This is a genomic window from Embleya sp. NPDC001921 (genome assembly GCF_053594475.1).
Window position 1 is genome coordinate 48271 of sequence record NZ_JBSFEO010000050.1, and the last position, 14852, is coordinate 63122.

Here is a 14852-nt window from a genome sequence, read left to right on the forward strand (position 1 = left end):
CTCGGGAGTGAGGCGAGCGGCTGGGTCGCTCCCCAGCCTGGGCGGGTCGCCGCGCGTTACCCAGGTCCCGGCGTTGCCTACGCACCGCGTGATCACCCTCGCGCCGTCCCCGACTATCGTCGCGGTGTGGACACACGTGTCGAACTGAGCGAGTTCCTGAAGTCCCGCCGCGCCCGCCTGAGCCCGGAGGAGGTCGGACTGCGGGCGTACGGCGGCCGCCGCCGCGTCGCGGGCCTGCGCCGCGAGGAACTGGCGGGTCTCGCCGGCGTCAGCGTCGCGCACTACACGCGGCTCGAACAGGGCAGGTCCGACGGCGTCTCGGCGGAGGTACTGGCCGCGATCGGAAGGGCGCTGCGCCTGGACGAGGACGAGCGGACGTACCTGAACCAACTCGCCCGGCCGGACGCCCGCACGTGTCCCGAGACCGCCGTCCCGCCGCGCCCGGGCCTACGGCACCTGGTGGCGTCCTTCGACGCGACCCCGGCGATCCTGGTCGGGCGGCACACCGAGGTCGTGGCGTGGAACCCGGTCGCGACCGCGCTCTTCGGCGACTTCGCGGCGATGCCCGAAGGCGAGCGCAGCATCTCCGATCTGATCTTCCGCCGGCCGGACATCCGCGACCTGCACGGCGACGGCTGGGAGCGCACGGCGGTCGAACACGTCGCGCACCTGCGGGTGTTGTCCGCCTGCTACCGGGGCGACCGGCGCCTCGTCGCACATATCGAGCGGATGCGCGCGGCCAGTCCCGAGTTCGCACGGATGTGGTCGTCCCATCCCGTCTCGCGCGCGGGCCACCGGTTCTACCGGCTGCACCACGCCGTCGTCGGCTACCTGGAGCTGTACGGCGAACTCGTGACACTGCCCGGCGACCTCGAATACAGCGGTCTCGACCTGTTCGCGGCCGAGCCGGGATCCGCGTCCGAGCACGCACTGCGCCGCCTGGCCAAGGCGGTCCACGACCGGGACACTGCCTCTCCCCCGCCCTCGGCCGCGGGCCCGCGCTAGCGGTACTCCCACAGCCTCGGCCGTACGCCCGCCTCGATCAGCCGGACGTGCCCACGACGACGTCCTGCCGCCGCCTCCCGACACGACATCAACCGCGGACGCGTGACCCGCGGCGGTCCAGGACCGCTTCCGGGCCTCCGCCACGTCGACTCCCGTCGGGCGTCGACGTAAGGTGCCTCATCCCCTGGCCGCCGGCGCGGCGGCGGCGATCTCGATACCGAGAGCCTCGGCGATGTGGCCGGCCGCGGCCATGACTCGCGCGGTGCCGACGACCGGCGCGATGGCGACGAGGACGTCCTGTATCTGCTCCGGCGTCAGATCGGTCTCCGCGCCGGCCTCGAAGTGGGCCAGATAGGACATCGGAGGGGCGTCCATGGCGACGAGCGCGGCAACGCGGGTGAGGATCAGTGTGTCCGGGGCCAAGCCGCAGCGCTCCAGCGAGTCGAGGGTCATCGCGGCCAGGGTGTCCAAGACGGGTGTTTCCTGCGATGTGGTCATGATCGGTTTCCTCACGGGTCTCGTGGTTGCCGGGCGCCGTTGTCGCCGCCAGGCTCACCTACCCCCCTTTCGACCCTAGGCCTGCCGGCCTGCGGGAGCATCTCAGGGAAGACACGGCGACGGGCGAAGCCGGGACGGAAGTGGTATGAGCCCTCTCGGGCCGCCGGTCTCCCAGCCGCGGAACGACCCGACAGGCTCCGGTCACCGTGACCCACGGGTGGGGTCGGCGGCGGCGAGCGTCGAAGGCCGACGAGGGTGGCCACCTCACCGCGGAAGGCGCACCGTGTCTCCGGCCGAACGGCAATCCACGCAGGCGATGATCGCGGGCCGGGGGCACACCCCGGCGGTTTCCCCAGGGCGTGTCAGGCCTTTTGGCGGGCCGTGTTGTAGAGCTTGGCGGTCAACGCGGCGACCTCGTCCTGCGAGGCGCCGTCGCCACCGATCGTCATTTGCGCCAAGCCGACCACGTTGACGCCGCCGAGGGTGGAGTAGTCGGACCAGGCGCAGACCGGGAAAGAGAAATCCGCACCGCCTTTCGAGGACCCGTCACCCTTGCCGGAGGTGACCTTCATGTCCTGGCACCTCATCAGCGCGCCCTCGAAGCCGGCGGGCTTGACGGTCCTGGCACTTGCGACGGGCTGTATCTCCATCCCTTGCGCCTTGCCCGTGCCCTTCAGACCCTTGTTGCCGACGTTGGCCAAGTATTTGTCGAGTGCCTTCGCGGGGTCGGCGATCTCGCCGTGGAAGCCGTCGAAGGTCAGCCGCGTGCCACCGACCTTCGTCGAGTCGCCGGGGTCGGTGCCGGGCGCGTTGTAGACGCCGGACACCGCCTGGGCCTTGTCCACCCCCAGGCCCTCGCCCTCCATCCCGCCGGGTGTGGTTCCCGGGCCCGACTTCGTGTAGGCGTCGACCGACGGAGGAACGACGAGCTTGTAGCCCTTGGTGCCGGCGGAGGGGTCAGTGCTGTTCACCGAGCCGCCGCCCGAGGCACCGGCGGTCGCGTCCGCGGTATTGCCGACGCCGGGCACCTTCGCGTCGTCCTTCTCGTCCTCCGACCCGCCGCACGCGGCGGTCACCACGAGGAGGGGTATGACGGCAACAGCGAAGCGGGCGCGAAAACGCATGAAGAAGCGTCCTTCCCAAGAAGGTTGGTATCCGACCGGAACATCCGCCAACCGAGGTGACGGACCGTCAGGCTGCCGCAGCGCCAAGGCCGGTGTCATGGGGATCCCCCTCAGCCGACACCAACAGCATTGCCCTCCCACGCCTTTGCGCCCGTCCGGACCTGCAACTTCGGCAAGCCCGAACGGGAGCACCCCGCAACGCCCCGACACCACCACACCGGATCCCCACGTCGAACCCACGAAGCGGCACGCGACCCCGGGGCGACAATGCCGGGCCCCGACGGTACGCGGCCGCTTGGAGAAGCACCCGATCCATGTTGAGGGCGCTTGGATCCGGTCGGCATGACCGTGGTGATGGTGGACCGTCGGCGACTGCACCCTGTTCGGATTCGCCGCGTCGACCTCATGACCAGCGCGGGTCGCGGTCGCGGCTCCCGCCCGTCACACGTCGCGGATCCAGTGCCCGCCCGTCACGCGTCACGAATCCAGTGCCCGCCCGTCACGCGTCACGAATCCAGTGCCCGCCCGTCACGCGTCACGAATCCTGTGCCCGCCCGTCACGCGTCGCGGATCCAGTGTCCGTCCGTGGTCCGGCCGAGGAACCGTCGGACGTTCGGCACCGCCGGATCGTCCAGGCTGCCGCCCGTGAACACATGCCGCAGCCCGGCCAGGACCGGCGCGAGGCGGCGCCCGGTGTGCTCCGGCCGCCGTGCCGTCTCCTCCGTCATCCACGCGATCACCGCGAACTGGTCCTCCACCCCGCACAGGGACAGGAAGAACAGCGCCTGCCGCCACGCGTACGCGGCGTCCTTGACGGTGCCGAGCGACCGCGGGTTCCCGGCGATCTGCTGCACCAGACGGCACACCGTGCGGTACGCGCCCCAACCCGCCGTTGCCGCGTTCGCCAACGTGGCGGGCCCCGCCCCCGCGCCCTCCGAGTCCCAAGCCCGGTGCTCTTCTGACTGAGCTACACGTTGTGGTGCGCCGGCGAAGTGCCCGCCGACTCAGGACGACACTGGGCCCGAGCCGCGGGCGGGGCAACGGGGTTATCCGCACGGCGCGCGGCGGCCACGCTTCGCCGCGCGTCCCAAACGCCCCGGTCGATGCGGTGCGCGGACAGGAGCCGACCGCAGCGGCAAGCGACAAGCGGCAACCGGCGAGCGGCAACCGGCAAGCGGCTCCGAGCCAACTGCTCCGCCGGGCAGTCGTCGAGACCCGGGTGAGGTCGTCGGTGCCGACCGGGCGGGACCCGACGCACCGGCGTGCGACCATAATCGCGTTGCTCGCCGCTGTACGACGGAGGAGGCGCCGATGCCCGAACTCGACGCAACGACCAGTCCCCGCAAGTGGGTTGCCGACCAGGCCCGGCTCTACGAGGAATCCGGCGGCACCAAGGGCGTCACGATCCAGGGCGCGCCCTGCCTGCTCCTGGACACGCTGGGCCGCAGGAGCGGCGTCTGGCGCCGCACCGTGCTGATCTACGGGCGCGACGGCGAGGACTACCTGATCGTGGCCTCGCTCGGCGGCTCGGACCACCACCCGCTGTGGTACCTGAACCTGACGGCCGAACCGCGAGTCCGCCTGCGGGTGGCGACCGAGCGGTTCGCCGCCACCGCCGAGACGCTGACCCCCGCGGACAAGGCGCGGGTGTGGCCGCGTCTGGTCGAGGTGTTCGCGCCGTACGCGGGCTACCAGAACAAGACCCGGCGCGAGATCCCGGTGGTCCGGTTGCGCCGCGCGGGCGATCCGCACGGCTCCTGAAGAGAGGCTTTGTCCCGGTCGTGGGCGCGATCGGGGTCGGCGCCGCGCTCCGGGAACGTGTTCACCGTGGCCGGGTGGCCACGGCGCGCGCGGCCGGCGAATCGCCCTGGTCGTGGGAATCGGCGGGCATCCGGCGTCGAAACCCGCCTGCCGCCCACCATGACCACGTGAACCTGTCGGGTCCGATTCCGGGCCCGGCGCCCCACGCCGTGGCCGCGAAACGCGAGGTTCATCCGAATTCCGTGGAGCAACTCCCGGTCGCGCCACTCAACCCCTATCGTCCTGCGGGTTGGCGACGAGAACGGAGAACGGTGAAGTGGCGACACATCAGGCGCGATTGGGTTACATCCGCGAAGGCGTGACCGACTTCCGCGAAGGAAGGATCTCCCTGCGTCGGCTGGTCGAGGACGTCGAGTACACCGTGGAATCACTGGATCCCGGACCGGTACGCGACGCCCTGCGTCCGCTCGCCGGAACGCTGGAATCCATCTACGCGGTCGCGCTCGACAGCGGTGAACTCGACGAACTTCCCGAGGCGACGGTCACGGAACTGGACGAGGTGACATCCGCGATCGCCTCCCTGGTCGACGCTCGACCCGCCCGGTAGCCACGCGCACGCCCGGCACCGCGTCAGCCGGATCGCCCGTGGGGAGCGTCGTCGGCCAGATGGGCGAAGGTCTCGAGCCAGGTCGCGTACCACTGGCGAAACCACGGGTGCCCCTGGGCGAGAGGGACGATGGCCCGCGCCGTCTCACGGTAGTACGAGCCCCGTTTCTCGGGTCGGGGATGCGAGTCCAGACGCTGGACGTTGCTCAGGCGATCCGCCAGTTTCACCACGATCGCGTCCGCCGGCGCGTCCCGCAAACGGCTCAGATAGGCCTCCCTGGCCTCGGCCGGGGACTCCCCCTCGGCCGGCTCCGGCTTGGTCACCCACTCGACCAACTCCGCGACCCGGTCGCCGAAACCGATCCTCACCGCCTCCGGCGAACACGCGGTGTCCTCCACCACGTCGTGCAGGACCGCCGCCCGCAGGACGTCGACATCGACGATACCCAGCGCCTCCACGAGAACGCGCACGACCTCCAACAAGTGCTCGACGTACGGCTCGCCCGCCGGCCGGACCTGACCCGCGTGCCAACGCACCGCGAAGTCGACCGCCGCGTCGAGAAGTTCCGGATCCCCCGGGGAAAGGCGGCTCGCCCACCCCTCCCGCAGAACCGGCCAACCGGCCTTCGCCTCGAACCTCTCGAGCACCATGGTCACCACTCGCCCCCGTATTCGCCGGCCTGCACCGAACGGCCAACGCTACCAACGCACCCGCGGCCTGGCAGCGTGGCTGGGAACCTGGCTTGCGGGAACAGGCTGGTTCGAGGAGGGCGCCTTCCGACAGGGACGACCGGTACGACAGCGAGTCGCTCCTGCCCGGCGGCTACCACGTGGGGACCCGACCCGCCGCGGGCACGCGTGTCGAACTCCGCGGGGCACACACGACGACGGGTTTCCCGACGTCCGCCCCGACTCGTCAGAAGCAGGGGGTGTTGTCACCGGAGCGGGTGACGCCGGGCCGGGTGTCCAGTGACCACGTGTGCGTGCATCGGGGGCACTGCAGGTTGACGACCGGCCCGCTGTTGGAGATCAGGTAGCGCCAGTGCTCGCCGCAGTTGCGGCGGTCGGCGCAGGTCGCGCAATGGCGGGCGTCGTCGCAGACGGGGCAGGACACCCAGGCGCGACGGGCGAGGTCCGCCTGTGGATCAATGGGCAGCCGCACGGCCCGGCTCCTCCCCCGGCAGGACACCGGCCGCCACCAGCAGGTCATGGGTGCGCTGCTGCTCGGCGTCCAGGCCCGAGTAGAGGAGGGCATACGCCTCGTCCTCGCTTCGGAGGGCGGCCACCGGGTCCCAGTCGGGCCCGAGCGCGGCCACGACCTCTGCCCGCCGCCGGGCTTCCTCGAAGGTCAGGTCGATCGTGAAGGAGACGAGACCGTCTGTTATGTCCTGGTTCATGGCGAAACTTCCGAAGTGTTGGGGGAACCAGTCCATCTGTACCAGGCGCCCGCCGCCGCGGGGAAGGGCGGCCCGAGTCGCCTCGGGACGACCCTGGGCATCGCTCCGCCCCGCCCATCGACGGGGCATGATCGGATCGGCCGACAAGGGTGGGCCGTTGCCGGCACCGGGCCCCGACCGACGGGCACGTACCGCCCACGGCACTATGACGTATCTCACGGTTCGCCCCGCAGGGTGCACCGAGCAGGCCGCGGGCGCGGCGGCGGTGACACCGGGGACCGGGCGTCTCGGGCGCCGCCTCCCCGCGTGGAAAAATCCGCCTGGTAGCCGGCCGCGCCTTCCCCAGGACGAGCGGAATCGACTTCGCCGGGGAGGTCGCCGAAGTCGGTTCGTCGGTCACCGGAGTGCGTGCGGGCGACCGGGTGTGGGGACTGCTGGGGCGCAAGACGGGCAGCATGGCCGAGTACGTCGCCGTGCGCCCCCGCCATATCGCCCCCGCTCCGGAGAACCTCACCCCGGAGCAGGCCGTCTCCCCGCTCGCCGGCGGGGCCACGGCGGTGACCGCCCTGCGCGAAAAGGCCGTCATGACCGAGATCACCCGCTACGCGGAGCAGGGCGACCTCGTCCCCGTCGTGGACCTGTCCACTCCCTCGACCGGATCGCCGACGCCCACCGGGCCGTGGAAGCCGGTGGCGTCCGCGGCAAGCACATCATCCGGATCACGTGAGAGGGCGAACACCGCCGGAGCCCCCGGCTACTCCACGCCGGCGGCGGGGCCGCGGCTGACGATCCACCGCCTCGTCCCGGTGTAGCCCCCGGCGGAGCGGCTCCGCCGGGGTACACCGCCTCGACCGTCAGCCGCGCTCCACCTCCACGCGCGGGAGCAGCCGATCCAGCCACGCCGGCATCCACCAAGCCCAGCGGCCGAGGAGTTGCATCATCGCCGGTACGACAAGGCACCGGATGACCACCGCGTCCACGAAGATGGCCACCGCCATGCCGAACCCGATCTGCTGGAGCATCCGCTCCGGGCTGAGCATGAAGGCGCCGAAGACGGCGACCATGATGGCCCCGGCCGCCGTGATCACCGAGCCGGTGTGGGCGAGACCCTCCCGGACCGCGAACGCGCTGTCCCGGGTCCGGGTCCACTCCTCGCGGATGCGCGAGACCAGAAAGATCTCGTAGTCCATCGACAACCCGAACACGATCGCGAAGATGGTCACCGGGATGTATGCCTCGACCGGACCGGGTTCGATGCCGAACATGCCATGTTGGAACACCAACGCGATGGCCCCCAGGGCGGCCCCGATGCTCAGCAGGTTCAGCAGCGCCGCCTTGATCGGGATCAACACCGAACGGAACACCACCGTCAGCAACAGCACCGACAGGCCGACCACGATCGCGACGAACAGCGGCATCCGTCGGGCCACCTTGTCGGCGTAGTCCTCGGTCACGGCGGTGGCTCCACCCACCAGGTACCGCGCCCCCGTCTGCGTGGACAGGCCCGGCAGCACGTCCTCTCGCAGCGCCGAGACCAGTTCCGAGGTCCGCTCGTCCTGCGGCGCCGACACCGGATACACGATCACGGTGGCGACCGCGCCGTCGCGGGTGACCGTCGGTCCTCCCGCCGCCCGCACCCCCGGGGTCTCGCCCAGCACCCGGCGCGCGGTCGCACCGGCCTGCTCCGCACCGGCGTTCCCGCCGTCCACCACGACGATCAACGGACCGTTGAAACCGGGACCGAACCCCTGCGCCAGCAGGTCGTAGGCGCGGCGGCTCGTGGTGTCCGGCGCGTCGTTGCCCGCGTCGGCGAACCCCAGTCGCAAGGTCAGCGCCGGCGCGGCGAGTGCGCCGAGCCCGAGCACGCCGACCAGGAGGGCCAACACCGGCCGGCGCTGGACCGCGTTCGCGATCGCGCGCCACATCGTGCCCTCGGGCCTGCGGCCACGCCCGGCGCGTCCGGCCGCCCGTGCCGTGAACTGCCGCGCGAAGCGCTCCCCGAACACACCGAGCAGGGCGGGCAGCAGGGTGAGCGCCGCGAGCATGGTCACCAAGACCGTCAACGCCACGCACAACGCCATGCCCTGCAACGACCCCAGGCCCAGGGCGACCAGCCCCAGCAGGGCCAGGATGACCGTGCAGCCGGCGAAGAACACGGTCCGACCCGCGGCTTCGAGCGCCGCCTTGGTGGCGGGCTCCGGCGCGACGCCGCGCACCAGTTCGGCGCGGTAGCGGACGAAGATCAACAACGCGTAGTCGATGCCGACGCCCAGCCCGACGAGCATCATCACGTACGGCGTGTAGTCGGCGATCGTGAACAGCCGCGACGCCAGGATGATCACGCCCAGGGTGGATCCGACCGCGAACAGCGCGGTCACGATGGGCAATCCGGCGGCGATGACCGTACCGAACATCAGCACCAGGACCACCAGCGCCGCCAGGAGGCCCACCCCTTCGGCCGCACCACCCTGCCCCTGACCCATCAACCGTGCTGCTCCCCCGCCGAGTTCGACCCGGAGCCCATCTCCCGCGACTTGCCGCACGACGTCGTCGACGCGCTCGCCGTCGGCTTTGGTCACCCGGTCCGATGGCGTGCTCAGGACCACCGTCGCGTACCCGGTCCTGCCGTCCGGGGCAATCGACGCGGGGTCGTCGTAGAGACTGAACACGGCGGCGACATGCGGGAGTTCGGCTACCTTGGCGAGCATGCCGCGGACCCGCTCGGCGGTCGCCGGGGCGCGCAGGCCGCGCTCGTCGCGCAACACGATCTGTACGGTCTCGCCCGCCTGCTCGGAACCGTGCGCCGCGAGCAGGTCGGCCGCGCGTTGCGAGTCGGTGCCCGAGAGGGAGAAGTCCTGGCGGTAGTCCTCACCCACGAACGAGGCGGCGCCCCAGACTCCGACGAGCACGGCGAGCCACACCACGAGCGCGAGGCGCCTGCGACGAAAGGCCAGGCCGGCTATCCGGGCGAACACACCGTCCCCGGGCGGTACTTCTGTTGTCTTTTCGGTGATGGTCATGATCTCTGCGGTCTCTCCCGGTCTCTCCGGCTCTCCGGGCGTGCGAAAGCAGCCCACGGGGCGAGCGGTGGGGTCGGTCTGTGCTGGGGGGTCGTTTCGGGGATCAGTCCGGCGGCGGTGGAACGGACGTCAGTTTGTGCGGGTTGCGAACCACGTCGACGGCCGTGATCCGTCCCGCGTCCACGGTGAAGGCGGCCACCGAGAGCACGCCGTCCATGCCGCGCAGCAACAGGCCGGGCGAGCCGTTGACATCGGTGAGCCGCACCTCCTCCAGCGGATGCCGGGTGAAGTCGAGCAGCAGCCTGGCCACCTCCTCGGCTCCGTGCACGGCGTGGCGCAGAGCCGTGACCACGCCGCCGCCGTCGCCTCGGCACACCACGTCGGGGTCGAGCAGGGACACCAGCCCCGCCAGGTCGCCCTCCTGACACGCGGCCAGGAACGCGGCCACCAACTCCCGCTGTTCGGCCGCCGTGGGCGGAAAGCGCGGTCCGGCGGTCGCCACGTCCCGACGAGCGCGCGAGGCGAGTTGGCGCACCGCGGCCGGGGTACGGCCGACCACGTCCGCGATTTCGTCGAAGGGCAGCCCGAAGACGTCGTGCAGCAGGAACGCGGTGCGCTGTGCGGGGGAAAGCTGCTCCAGGACCACCAGCAACGCCATGCTCACCGACTCGTCGAGGGTGACGCGGTCCGCGGGATCGAGCGCCTCGGGCGGCGCGACCAACGGTTCCGGCAACCACGTCCCGACGTACCGCTCCCGCCGCGCGCGAGCGCTGCCGAGCGCGTCCAGGGCCAGCCGGCCGACCGTGGTGGTCAGCCACGCGCCCAAGTCGCGGATCGCTGCCGGGTCCGCGATGCCGCGCAGCCGGAACCAGGCCTCCTGGACACAGTCCTCGGCCTCGGTCATCGACCCGAGCGTCATGTACGCCACCCGCAACAACCGAGGGCGCTGCGCCTCGAATTCGAGCGCGAGCGTGTCCTCGCCGGCCGAGTACCCCGCCCCCTGTCCGTCCCCGAACCGCGCGCTCATGCCGGCGGCTCCACCGTCGACCGCGTCGCCGGCGAGCCGGTACCGCGTGCGGCGTCCGAATGCTCGGTGGCGGCCGGTCGTCTCGAACGCGCGGTCGGGTCGAACGCATCGGTCGGCGGTACCGGCATCGCCGCCGGCCACCGCCCGCTGCTCCCACGTCCGCGTCCGCGTCGCGCCGGGTCGCGTGCGTGGGCGGTGTCGGTGACGTCGGCGACGACCCCGACCGGCTCCGGCGCCGCGACGGTTCGCGTCGGGATCGGACGACCTTGCGGTGATCCTCGGCCCGGCACCCGCGCGCCACCGCCACGCGGACGCGGACGCGGTTCGCCGATCATGCGGCGCCCCGGCCGCCCGTTTCCCCTGGCAACTACGATTCTCATGCCCTCCAGACGACGCAGCTCCAAGGAGTGTGACATCGGCTTCGGAGGCGACGACCGACACCCTGGTGCCGCGCGCACACCGAGCCGGCGATGTGCTTCTGACCCGCGCTGTGTTCGGCAGACCCCACAGCCGGGCCGGCACCACCTTCGACAACTTCCCGGCCGACCCATGGGTGCGGAACCGGGGTGACGTGAGCCTGCCGCACGGTCGGGTCGGCGACGAGGCGGCCAGGCCGCCAGGCGCCTCCGAGTCGGCGACGACCTTGTCGCGTGGTCCGGTCTCGCAGGGGTTTCGACCGCGCGGAAGGGCCGCACGCCCTCGTGCGGGTCGGGCCCGGTCAGGGGATGACGGTGACGAGGAAGGCGTCGCCGTCGAGCATGCGGTGTTCGCCGTAGAAGGTGCTGCCCAGGCGGCTGCCCACGCGCTGGTTGTCGTCGCGGTCGATCAGGCGGGCGGAGAAGTGCCCGCCGCTGAGCGAGGCGCCCTCCTTGGTGGCGGCGAACGGGTACTCGTCGCAGTCCAGACGCTGCCCGGCCCAGTCCCCCCACACCTCGGTGCACACCTTGCCGGATGCCGCGCGGTTCTGTTCCTGGAGGGCCGGGTCGATCAGGCGATGGAGTTCGGCGGGGACGTTCTTGCCGACGGTCGGGGGGAACGTCTTGGCCGGGTGGCGCAGGGCGTCGTCGATGTGGCGGGCGCTCTCGTCCTCGTCCGGGTTGCCCAGGCTGACGGCGAACGTGGGTTTGTGGTCGGGGAAGACGGTGCCGCGAGCCTTGCCCGCGACACGTCCGGCGGAGTCGAACCGCACCCGGAAGACGGCGCCGCGTTCGTCGACGTAGGGGTCGGCGCCGGGTGGGCCGGTGACCTCGAAGCGCACCAGCATCGTGGCGAACAGCCTCTTGAACGGTGTGGTGACCGCGCCGTCGGGCGAGGTGTAGGTGAGGACGGTCTGGGGGCGGGCGTCCCACGCGCCCCACAGGTCGGTGCGGTCCTGGTCGGCGGGGCGGAGGATGTCGGCGCCGCCGCCGTCGGAGACGGTGGCGCTGTAGGTGACGCGGATCGGCCACGTGCGGGCGTCCTGGCCGGGCACGGTCGAGGCCTGGATGTTCTCCAGGCTGGAGACGAAGTCCACCCGGCGGTCGCCGTCGTAGGCGAAGCCGAGTTGCCACTCGTCGAACCACATCGTGCCCAGCCGCTTCGGCGGCCGGTCCTTCGTCACCAACACCACCTCCCGCCGCCGATGCACACACACCTCGAATCGGCTCTTCACCCACCCCGTGGGCGATGCCGCCTCGGCGGGGTGCCGGGCGCACTCCTGGCGCAAGTCCGCCGCCAGTGCCGCCCGCGCCGCCGGGCCGATCCCGGCGGGGCCGGCGCCGGCGGAGGGCGTGGTGTCGGCGGGCGCGGCGGCGAGGGTGAGCAGGGCCGCGACCACCGGGACCAGGACTCGGCGCAGCGCAGGGCGGCGCGGCTGCGGGCGTGGTGGTGTCACGCGTGACCTCCGGGGTTCGCGGTCGTGGAGGCGGGGGTGGGGTGGGTGCGGTGCGGTGTGCGTCATGGGGTGCAGCCGGGGCCGAGGCAGGCGTGGACGAGACCGCCGGTACGGGCGTCGAAGGTGAGGCGGTAGCCGGTGTGTTCGCGTCGGTCGCCGGTGAACGCGCGCATGCGGCCGGTGTTCGAGGTCACCACCCACACGGGGCGCTGCCCCGCCGCGCCCGGGCCCTGGGTCGTGCCGGGTGGGAGGGTCGCGGCGTGGGCGCGGGTGTCGGGGTCCGCGCCCGGGCGCAGCCGGGCGGTGGCGGTCAGGGCCTGGTCGGCGGTGTCGATCGCGCGGTCGGATCGGGTGGCTTCGTCGGTCGCGGGTTCGGGGGTGGCGTTGCAGGGCAGGCCGGCGTCGACGCAGGCGCGCAGGCCGGGGACGCGGTCCAGGCAGGTGTCGGGCTCGGTGTTCGCGCAGGTGTGCAGCGCGCGTTGGTCGACGCCGTTGAGCGTCGCGACGGTGGGCACCGGCGAACCGGCCTCGGGCGGTGCGGGGTGCGCGCTGCGGGTGGTGGTGCGTGGGGTGGGGGTGACGACGTCCTTGGCCACGTCCCAGGAGACGAGGTGGTCGCCGGTGGTGTTCAGTGTCGTGGTGAAGCGGAAGCAGTAGGCGGGGTCGGCGCCGGGTTCGCAGTTCCCGGCGGGGGCACGGACGCTCAGGTGCGCGGTGGGGTGGCGCAGGAACTGGCCGTTGCCGTTGAGGTAGCGGATCCGGTCCTGTGTCTGCGGGAACGAGCTCTGCGCGTATTCGGCGGGCAGGTCCCAGCCGGTGACGGTGTGCCGGGCGAACGGCGCCCCCTGCCCGGAGGTCTCCCCCACCGGGTTGAAGTCGTAATGCACGCGCCAGGCGGCGCAGCCGTCACAGGAGGGGACGGCCATCCAGCTGTGGAAGCGGTTGTCCGCGACGTTGTGTTCGGGGCCGATCGCGTGGAACTCGTAGTTCTCGCCGTAGTTGGCCCAGAACGGCTGATAGCGCGTGCCGCCCGCGTCGTTGCGGGCGCGCAGCCCCATCTCGAACGAGCGACCGAGATCGTCCCCGGTGAACATCCGGGTGCTGTTGTACGCCTCCCCCGCCGGATCCGAACCCGCACCGTACGCCACCGGGCGGTGCACGAACGTCAGAAAGACGCCGTACATGTTCTCCGCCGGATCCGCACACACCTGCGCCACCGCGTCCCGCGGCTCGTCCGCACACACCGACTGCGCCGCCACGCGTGCGGACTGCGGTGGTGGTTGCGCTGCCGCCGGGCCCGGCGCGAGAGTGGCCACCGCCACCGCCACCGCCGCCGCCACCGCGGCAGCGAGGGCGACGAGGCGGCTTCCTCCAGGCTCCATCCGGGTCCCCTTTCACGCTTCGAACCGGCGGCCTACAACGGGCCGTCGACCCCACCATGACCCAACCAACGGTCTGGAAATGCGGATCGGATCGGAATCCACCCGAACGGCGCTGCGCGGCGGGGGGCTTCCCCACCCACGTGGCCCTTCCGCGGCTTCGGCCGCGTGCCCAGTCCGGGTTCACCCGTCGACCGGCATCGTTCCGAACGCGCCGATCAGCTCGTCGAACTCCGCCTGCAGCAAAGGGACGTGGGCATCGGCACCCGGCAACACCCAGAACCTGTCCTCACGGATCGCCTCGGCGACCTGTTCGCCGGCCTCCCGGGCGCTCATCGCCCCCGCCTGTGACTTGCGCATCGCGTCGATCACGTTTCGGGCGGCCGAAGTCGGCCCGCCGTCGCCGGGAACCTCGTCGCCGGCGTCCGCGGCGGGGCGGGCGTTCACCCGGTCGAGCATCTCGGACCGGACCTTGCCCGGACACAGCAGCGACACCCCGACCGCGGTTCCGGCGAGTTCGGCGCGAAGTCCCTTGGTCAGGCCCACGATGGCGTGTTTCGTGGCGCCGTAGGGTCCGGTCATCGCGCCGCCGACCAGGCCGCCCATCGACGCGGTGTTCACGATGTGCCCGCCTTCCGGTTGCGCGAGCAGCAGCGGAACGAACGTTCGTACGCCGTGCACGACGCCCCACAGGTTGACGTCCACGACCCACTGCCAGTCGACGAGTTCGGTCTCCCACTGCCTGTTCAGCGTCCACACCCCGGCGTTGTTGCAGACGACGTCGACCCGTCCGAACCCGGTCGGCGCGGCGTCCGCGAGGGCCCGGACGGCCGCCGCGTCCCGCACGTCGGTGGGCACCGCCAACACTTCGGCGCCGTCCGCCGCCGGCCCTGCGGCGGCTTCCTCGAGCCTCGCCGCGTCCCGGTCGGCAAGCACCACTCGCATGCCCTCGCCCGCGAGCGCCTGCGCGATGCCGTAACCGATCCCGCCGGCCGCCCCGGTGACCACACCGACCCGTCCCATACGTTCCCGCATTCCGCGCTTCCCGTCCGGGCGACCCGCGCCGGCCGCCCTCGCCCCGCGCGTGCCACGCCCGGGAAGCCGAGACCTCGACGTGCGGGCCCGCGATGATCGAGGCTCGGGTGTCCGACCCGATTCGGCC

General features: G+C 72.0%; 15 protein-coding genes and 1 tRNA gene. 4 read left to right on the forward strand and 12 right to left on the reverse strand.

Going from position 1 to position 14852, the window contains the following annotated elements:
* The first annotated feature begins 126 nt into the window (after window positions 1–126).
* A complete protein-coding gene (locus ACWCPW_RS41215) occupies window positions 127–1005 on the forward strand; it encodes a helix-turn-helix domain-containing protein (protein ID WP_449766752.1) in 879 nt (292 codons plus the stop codon).
* 177 nt (window positions 1006–1182) lie between these two features.
* Here ACWCPW_RS41215 and ACWCPW_RS41220 read toward each other — a convergent pair whose 3' ends face one another.
* The 4 genes from ACWCPW_RS41220 to ACWCPW_RS41235 all read right to left on the reverse strand — a co-directional run bounded on the left by ACWCPW_RS41220 (window position 1183) and on the right by ACWCPW_RS41235 (window position 3604).
* Window positions 1183–1503, reverse strand: a complete 321-nt coding sequence (locus ACWCPW_RS41220) for a carboxymuconolactone decarboxylase family protein (RefSeq protein WP_449766753.1) — start codon at window positions 1501–1503, stop codon at window positions 1183–1185.
* A gap of 362 nt (window positions 1504–1865) precedes the next feature.
* On the reverse strand, window positions 1866–2714 hold the full coding sequence (locus tag ACWCPW_RS41225; RefSeq protein WP_449766754.1) for a hypothetical protein: 849 nt from the start codon (window positions 2712–2714) through the stop codon (window positions 1866–1868).
* Window positions 2715–3184: 470 nt separating this feature from the next.
* A complete protein-coding gene (locus ACWCPW_RS41230) occupies window positions 3185–3481 on the reverse strand; it encodes a hypothetical protein (protein WP_449766755.1) in 297 nt (98 codons plus the stop codon).
* A gap of 50 nt (window positions 3482–3531) precedes the next feature.
* Window positions 3532–3604 (reverse strand) — tRNA-Pro (locus ACWCPW_RS41235).
* Window positions 3605–3938: 334 nt separating this feature from the next.
* On the opposite strand from ACWCPW_RS41235, the gene ACWCPW_RS41240 reads away from it, so the two are divergent.
* Together ACWCPW_RS41240 and ACWCPW_RS41245 are read left to right on the forward strand one after the other, a co-directional pair.
* Window positions 3939–4388, forward strand: a complete 450-nt coding sequence (locus tag ACWCPW_RS41240; RefSeq protein ID WP_449766756.1) for a nitroreductase family deazaflavin-dependent oxidoreductase — start codon at window positions 3939–3941, stop codon at window positions 4386–4388.
* Window positions 4389–4704: 316 nt separating this feature from the next.
* Window positions 4705–4995: a hypothetical protein gene (locus tag ACWCPW_RS41245; protein WP_449766757.1), complete on the forward strand. Its 291-nt coding sequence runs from the start codon at window positions 4705–4707 to the stop codon at window positions 4993–4995.
* Between the two features lie 23 nt (window positions 4996–5018).
* On the opposite strand, the gene ACWCPW_RS41250 is transcribed toward ACWCPW_RS41245, so the two are convergent.
* The 3 genes from ACWCPW_RS41250 to ACWCPW_RS41260 form a co-directional block, all read right to left on the reverse strand.
* A complete protein-coding gene (locus ACWCPW_RS41250; RefSeq protein ID WP_449766758.1) occupies window positions 5019–5645 on the reverse strand; it encodes an HD domain-containing protein in 627 nt (208 codons plus the stop codon).
* A 265-nt stretch (window positions 5646–5910) separates the two neighbouring features.
* Complete coding sequence (locus tag ACWCPW_RS41255; protein ID WP_449766759.1) at window positions 5911–6156, reverse strand: hypothetical protein; 246 nt, start codon at window positions 6154–6156, stop codon at window positions 5911–5913.
* The gene (locus ACWCPW_RS41260; protein WP_449766760.1) at window positions 6140–6391 is read right to left on the reverse strand and encodes a DUF6400 family protein; all 252 of its coding nucleotides are present in this window, start codon (window positions 6389–6391) and stop codon (window positions 6140–6142) included. The genes ACWCPW_RS41255 and ACWCPW_RS41260 overlap by 17 nt, the downstream gene beginning before the upstream one ends.
* Window positions 6392–6747: 356 nt before the next feature.
* Between ACWCPW_RS41260 and ACWCPW_RS41265 the strand changes: the two genes are divergently transcribed.
* Window positions 6748–7203 (forward strand): alcohol dehydrogenase catalytic domain-containing protein, encoded by a 456-nt coding sequence (locus ACWCPW_RS41265; RefSeq protein ID WP_449766791.1) that lies wholly within the window; start codon window positions 6748–6750, stop codon window positions 7201–7203.
* A gap of 42 nt (window positions 7204–7245) precedes the next feature.
* On the opposite strand, the gene ACWCPW_RS41270 is transcribed toward ACWCPW_RS41265, so the two are convergent.
* From ACWCPW_RS41270 to ACWCPW_RS41290, 5 genes are all read right to left on the reverse strand, one after another.
* The gene (locus tag ACWCPW_RS41270) at window positions 7246–9411 is read right to left on the reverse strand and encodes an MMPL family transporter (RefSeq protein WP_449766761.1); all 2166 of its coding nucleotides are present in this window, start codon (window positions 9409–9411) and stop codon (window positions 7246–7248) included.
* Window positions 9412–9514: 103 nt separating this feature from the next.
* The gene (gene sigJ, locus ACWCPW_RS41275) at window positions 9515–10438 is read right to left on the reverse strand and encodes an RNA polymerase sigma factor SigJ (RefSeq protein WP_449766762.1); all 924 of its coding nucleotides are present in this window, start codon (window positions 10436–10438) and stop codon (window positions 9515–9517) included.
* Window positions 10439–11156: 718 nt separating this feature from the next.
* On the reverse strand, window positions 11157–12311 hold the full coding sequence (locus tag ACWCPW_RS41280; protein WP_449766763.1) for a NucA/NucB deoxyribonuclease domain-containing protein: 1155 nt from the start codon (window positions 12309–12311) through the stop codon (window positions 11157–11159).
* 62 nt (window positions 12312–12373) lie between these two features.
* On the reverse strand, window positions 12374–13693 hold the full coding sequence (locus ACWCPW_RS41285) for a hypothetical protein (protein WP_449766764.1): 1320 nt from the start codon (window positions 13691–13693) through the stop codon (window positions 12374–12376).
* A gap of 180 nt (window positions 13694–13873) precedes the next feature.
* Window positions 13874–14725: an SDR family NAD(P)-dependent oxidoreductase gene (locus ACWCPW_RS41290; RefSeq protein ID WP_449766765.1), complete on the reverse strand. Its 852-nt coding sequence runs from the start codon at window positions 14723–14725 to the stop codon at window positions 13874–13876.
* Between the last annotated feature and the right edge of the window lie 127 nt (window positions 14726–14852).

Coding starts and splice junctions, on each gene's coding strand:
- ACWCPW_RS41290 (WP_449766765.1), bottom strand. CDS start 14,725: ATGCGGGAACGTATGGGACGGGTCGGTGTGGTCACCGGGGCGGCCGGC.
- ACWCPW_RS41250 (WP_449766758.1), bottom strand. CDS start 5,645: ATGGTGCTCGAGAGGTTCGAGGCGAAGGCCGGTTGGCCGGTTCTGCGG.
- ACWCPW_RS41240 (WP_449766756.1), top strand. CDS start 3,939: ATGCCCGAACTCGACGCAACGACCAGTCCCCGCAAGTGGGTTGCCGAC.
- ACWCPW_RS41260 (WP_449766760.1), bottom strand. CDS start 6,391: ATGAACCAGGACATAACAGACGGTCTCGTCTCCTTCACGATCGACCTG.
- ACWCPW_RS41285 (WP_449766764.1), bottom strand. CDS start 13,693: ATGGAGCCTGGAGGAAGCCGCCTCGTCGCCCTCGCTGCCGCGGTGGCG.
- ACWCPW_RS41270 (WP_449766761.1), bottom strand. CDS start 9,411: ATGACCATCACCGAAAAGACAACAGAAGTACCGCCCGGGGACGGTGTG.
- sigJ (WP_449766762.1), bottom strand. CDS start 10,438: ATGAGCGCGCGGTTCGGGGACGGACAGGGGGCGGGGTACTCGGCCGGC.
- ACWCPW_RS41220 (WP_449766753.1), bottom strand. CDS start 1,503: ATGACCACATCGCAGGAAACACCCGTCTTGGACACCCTGGCCGCGATG.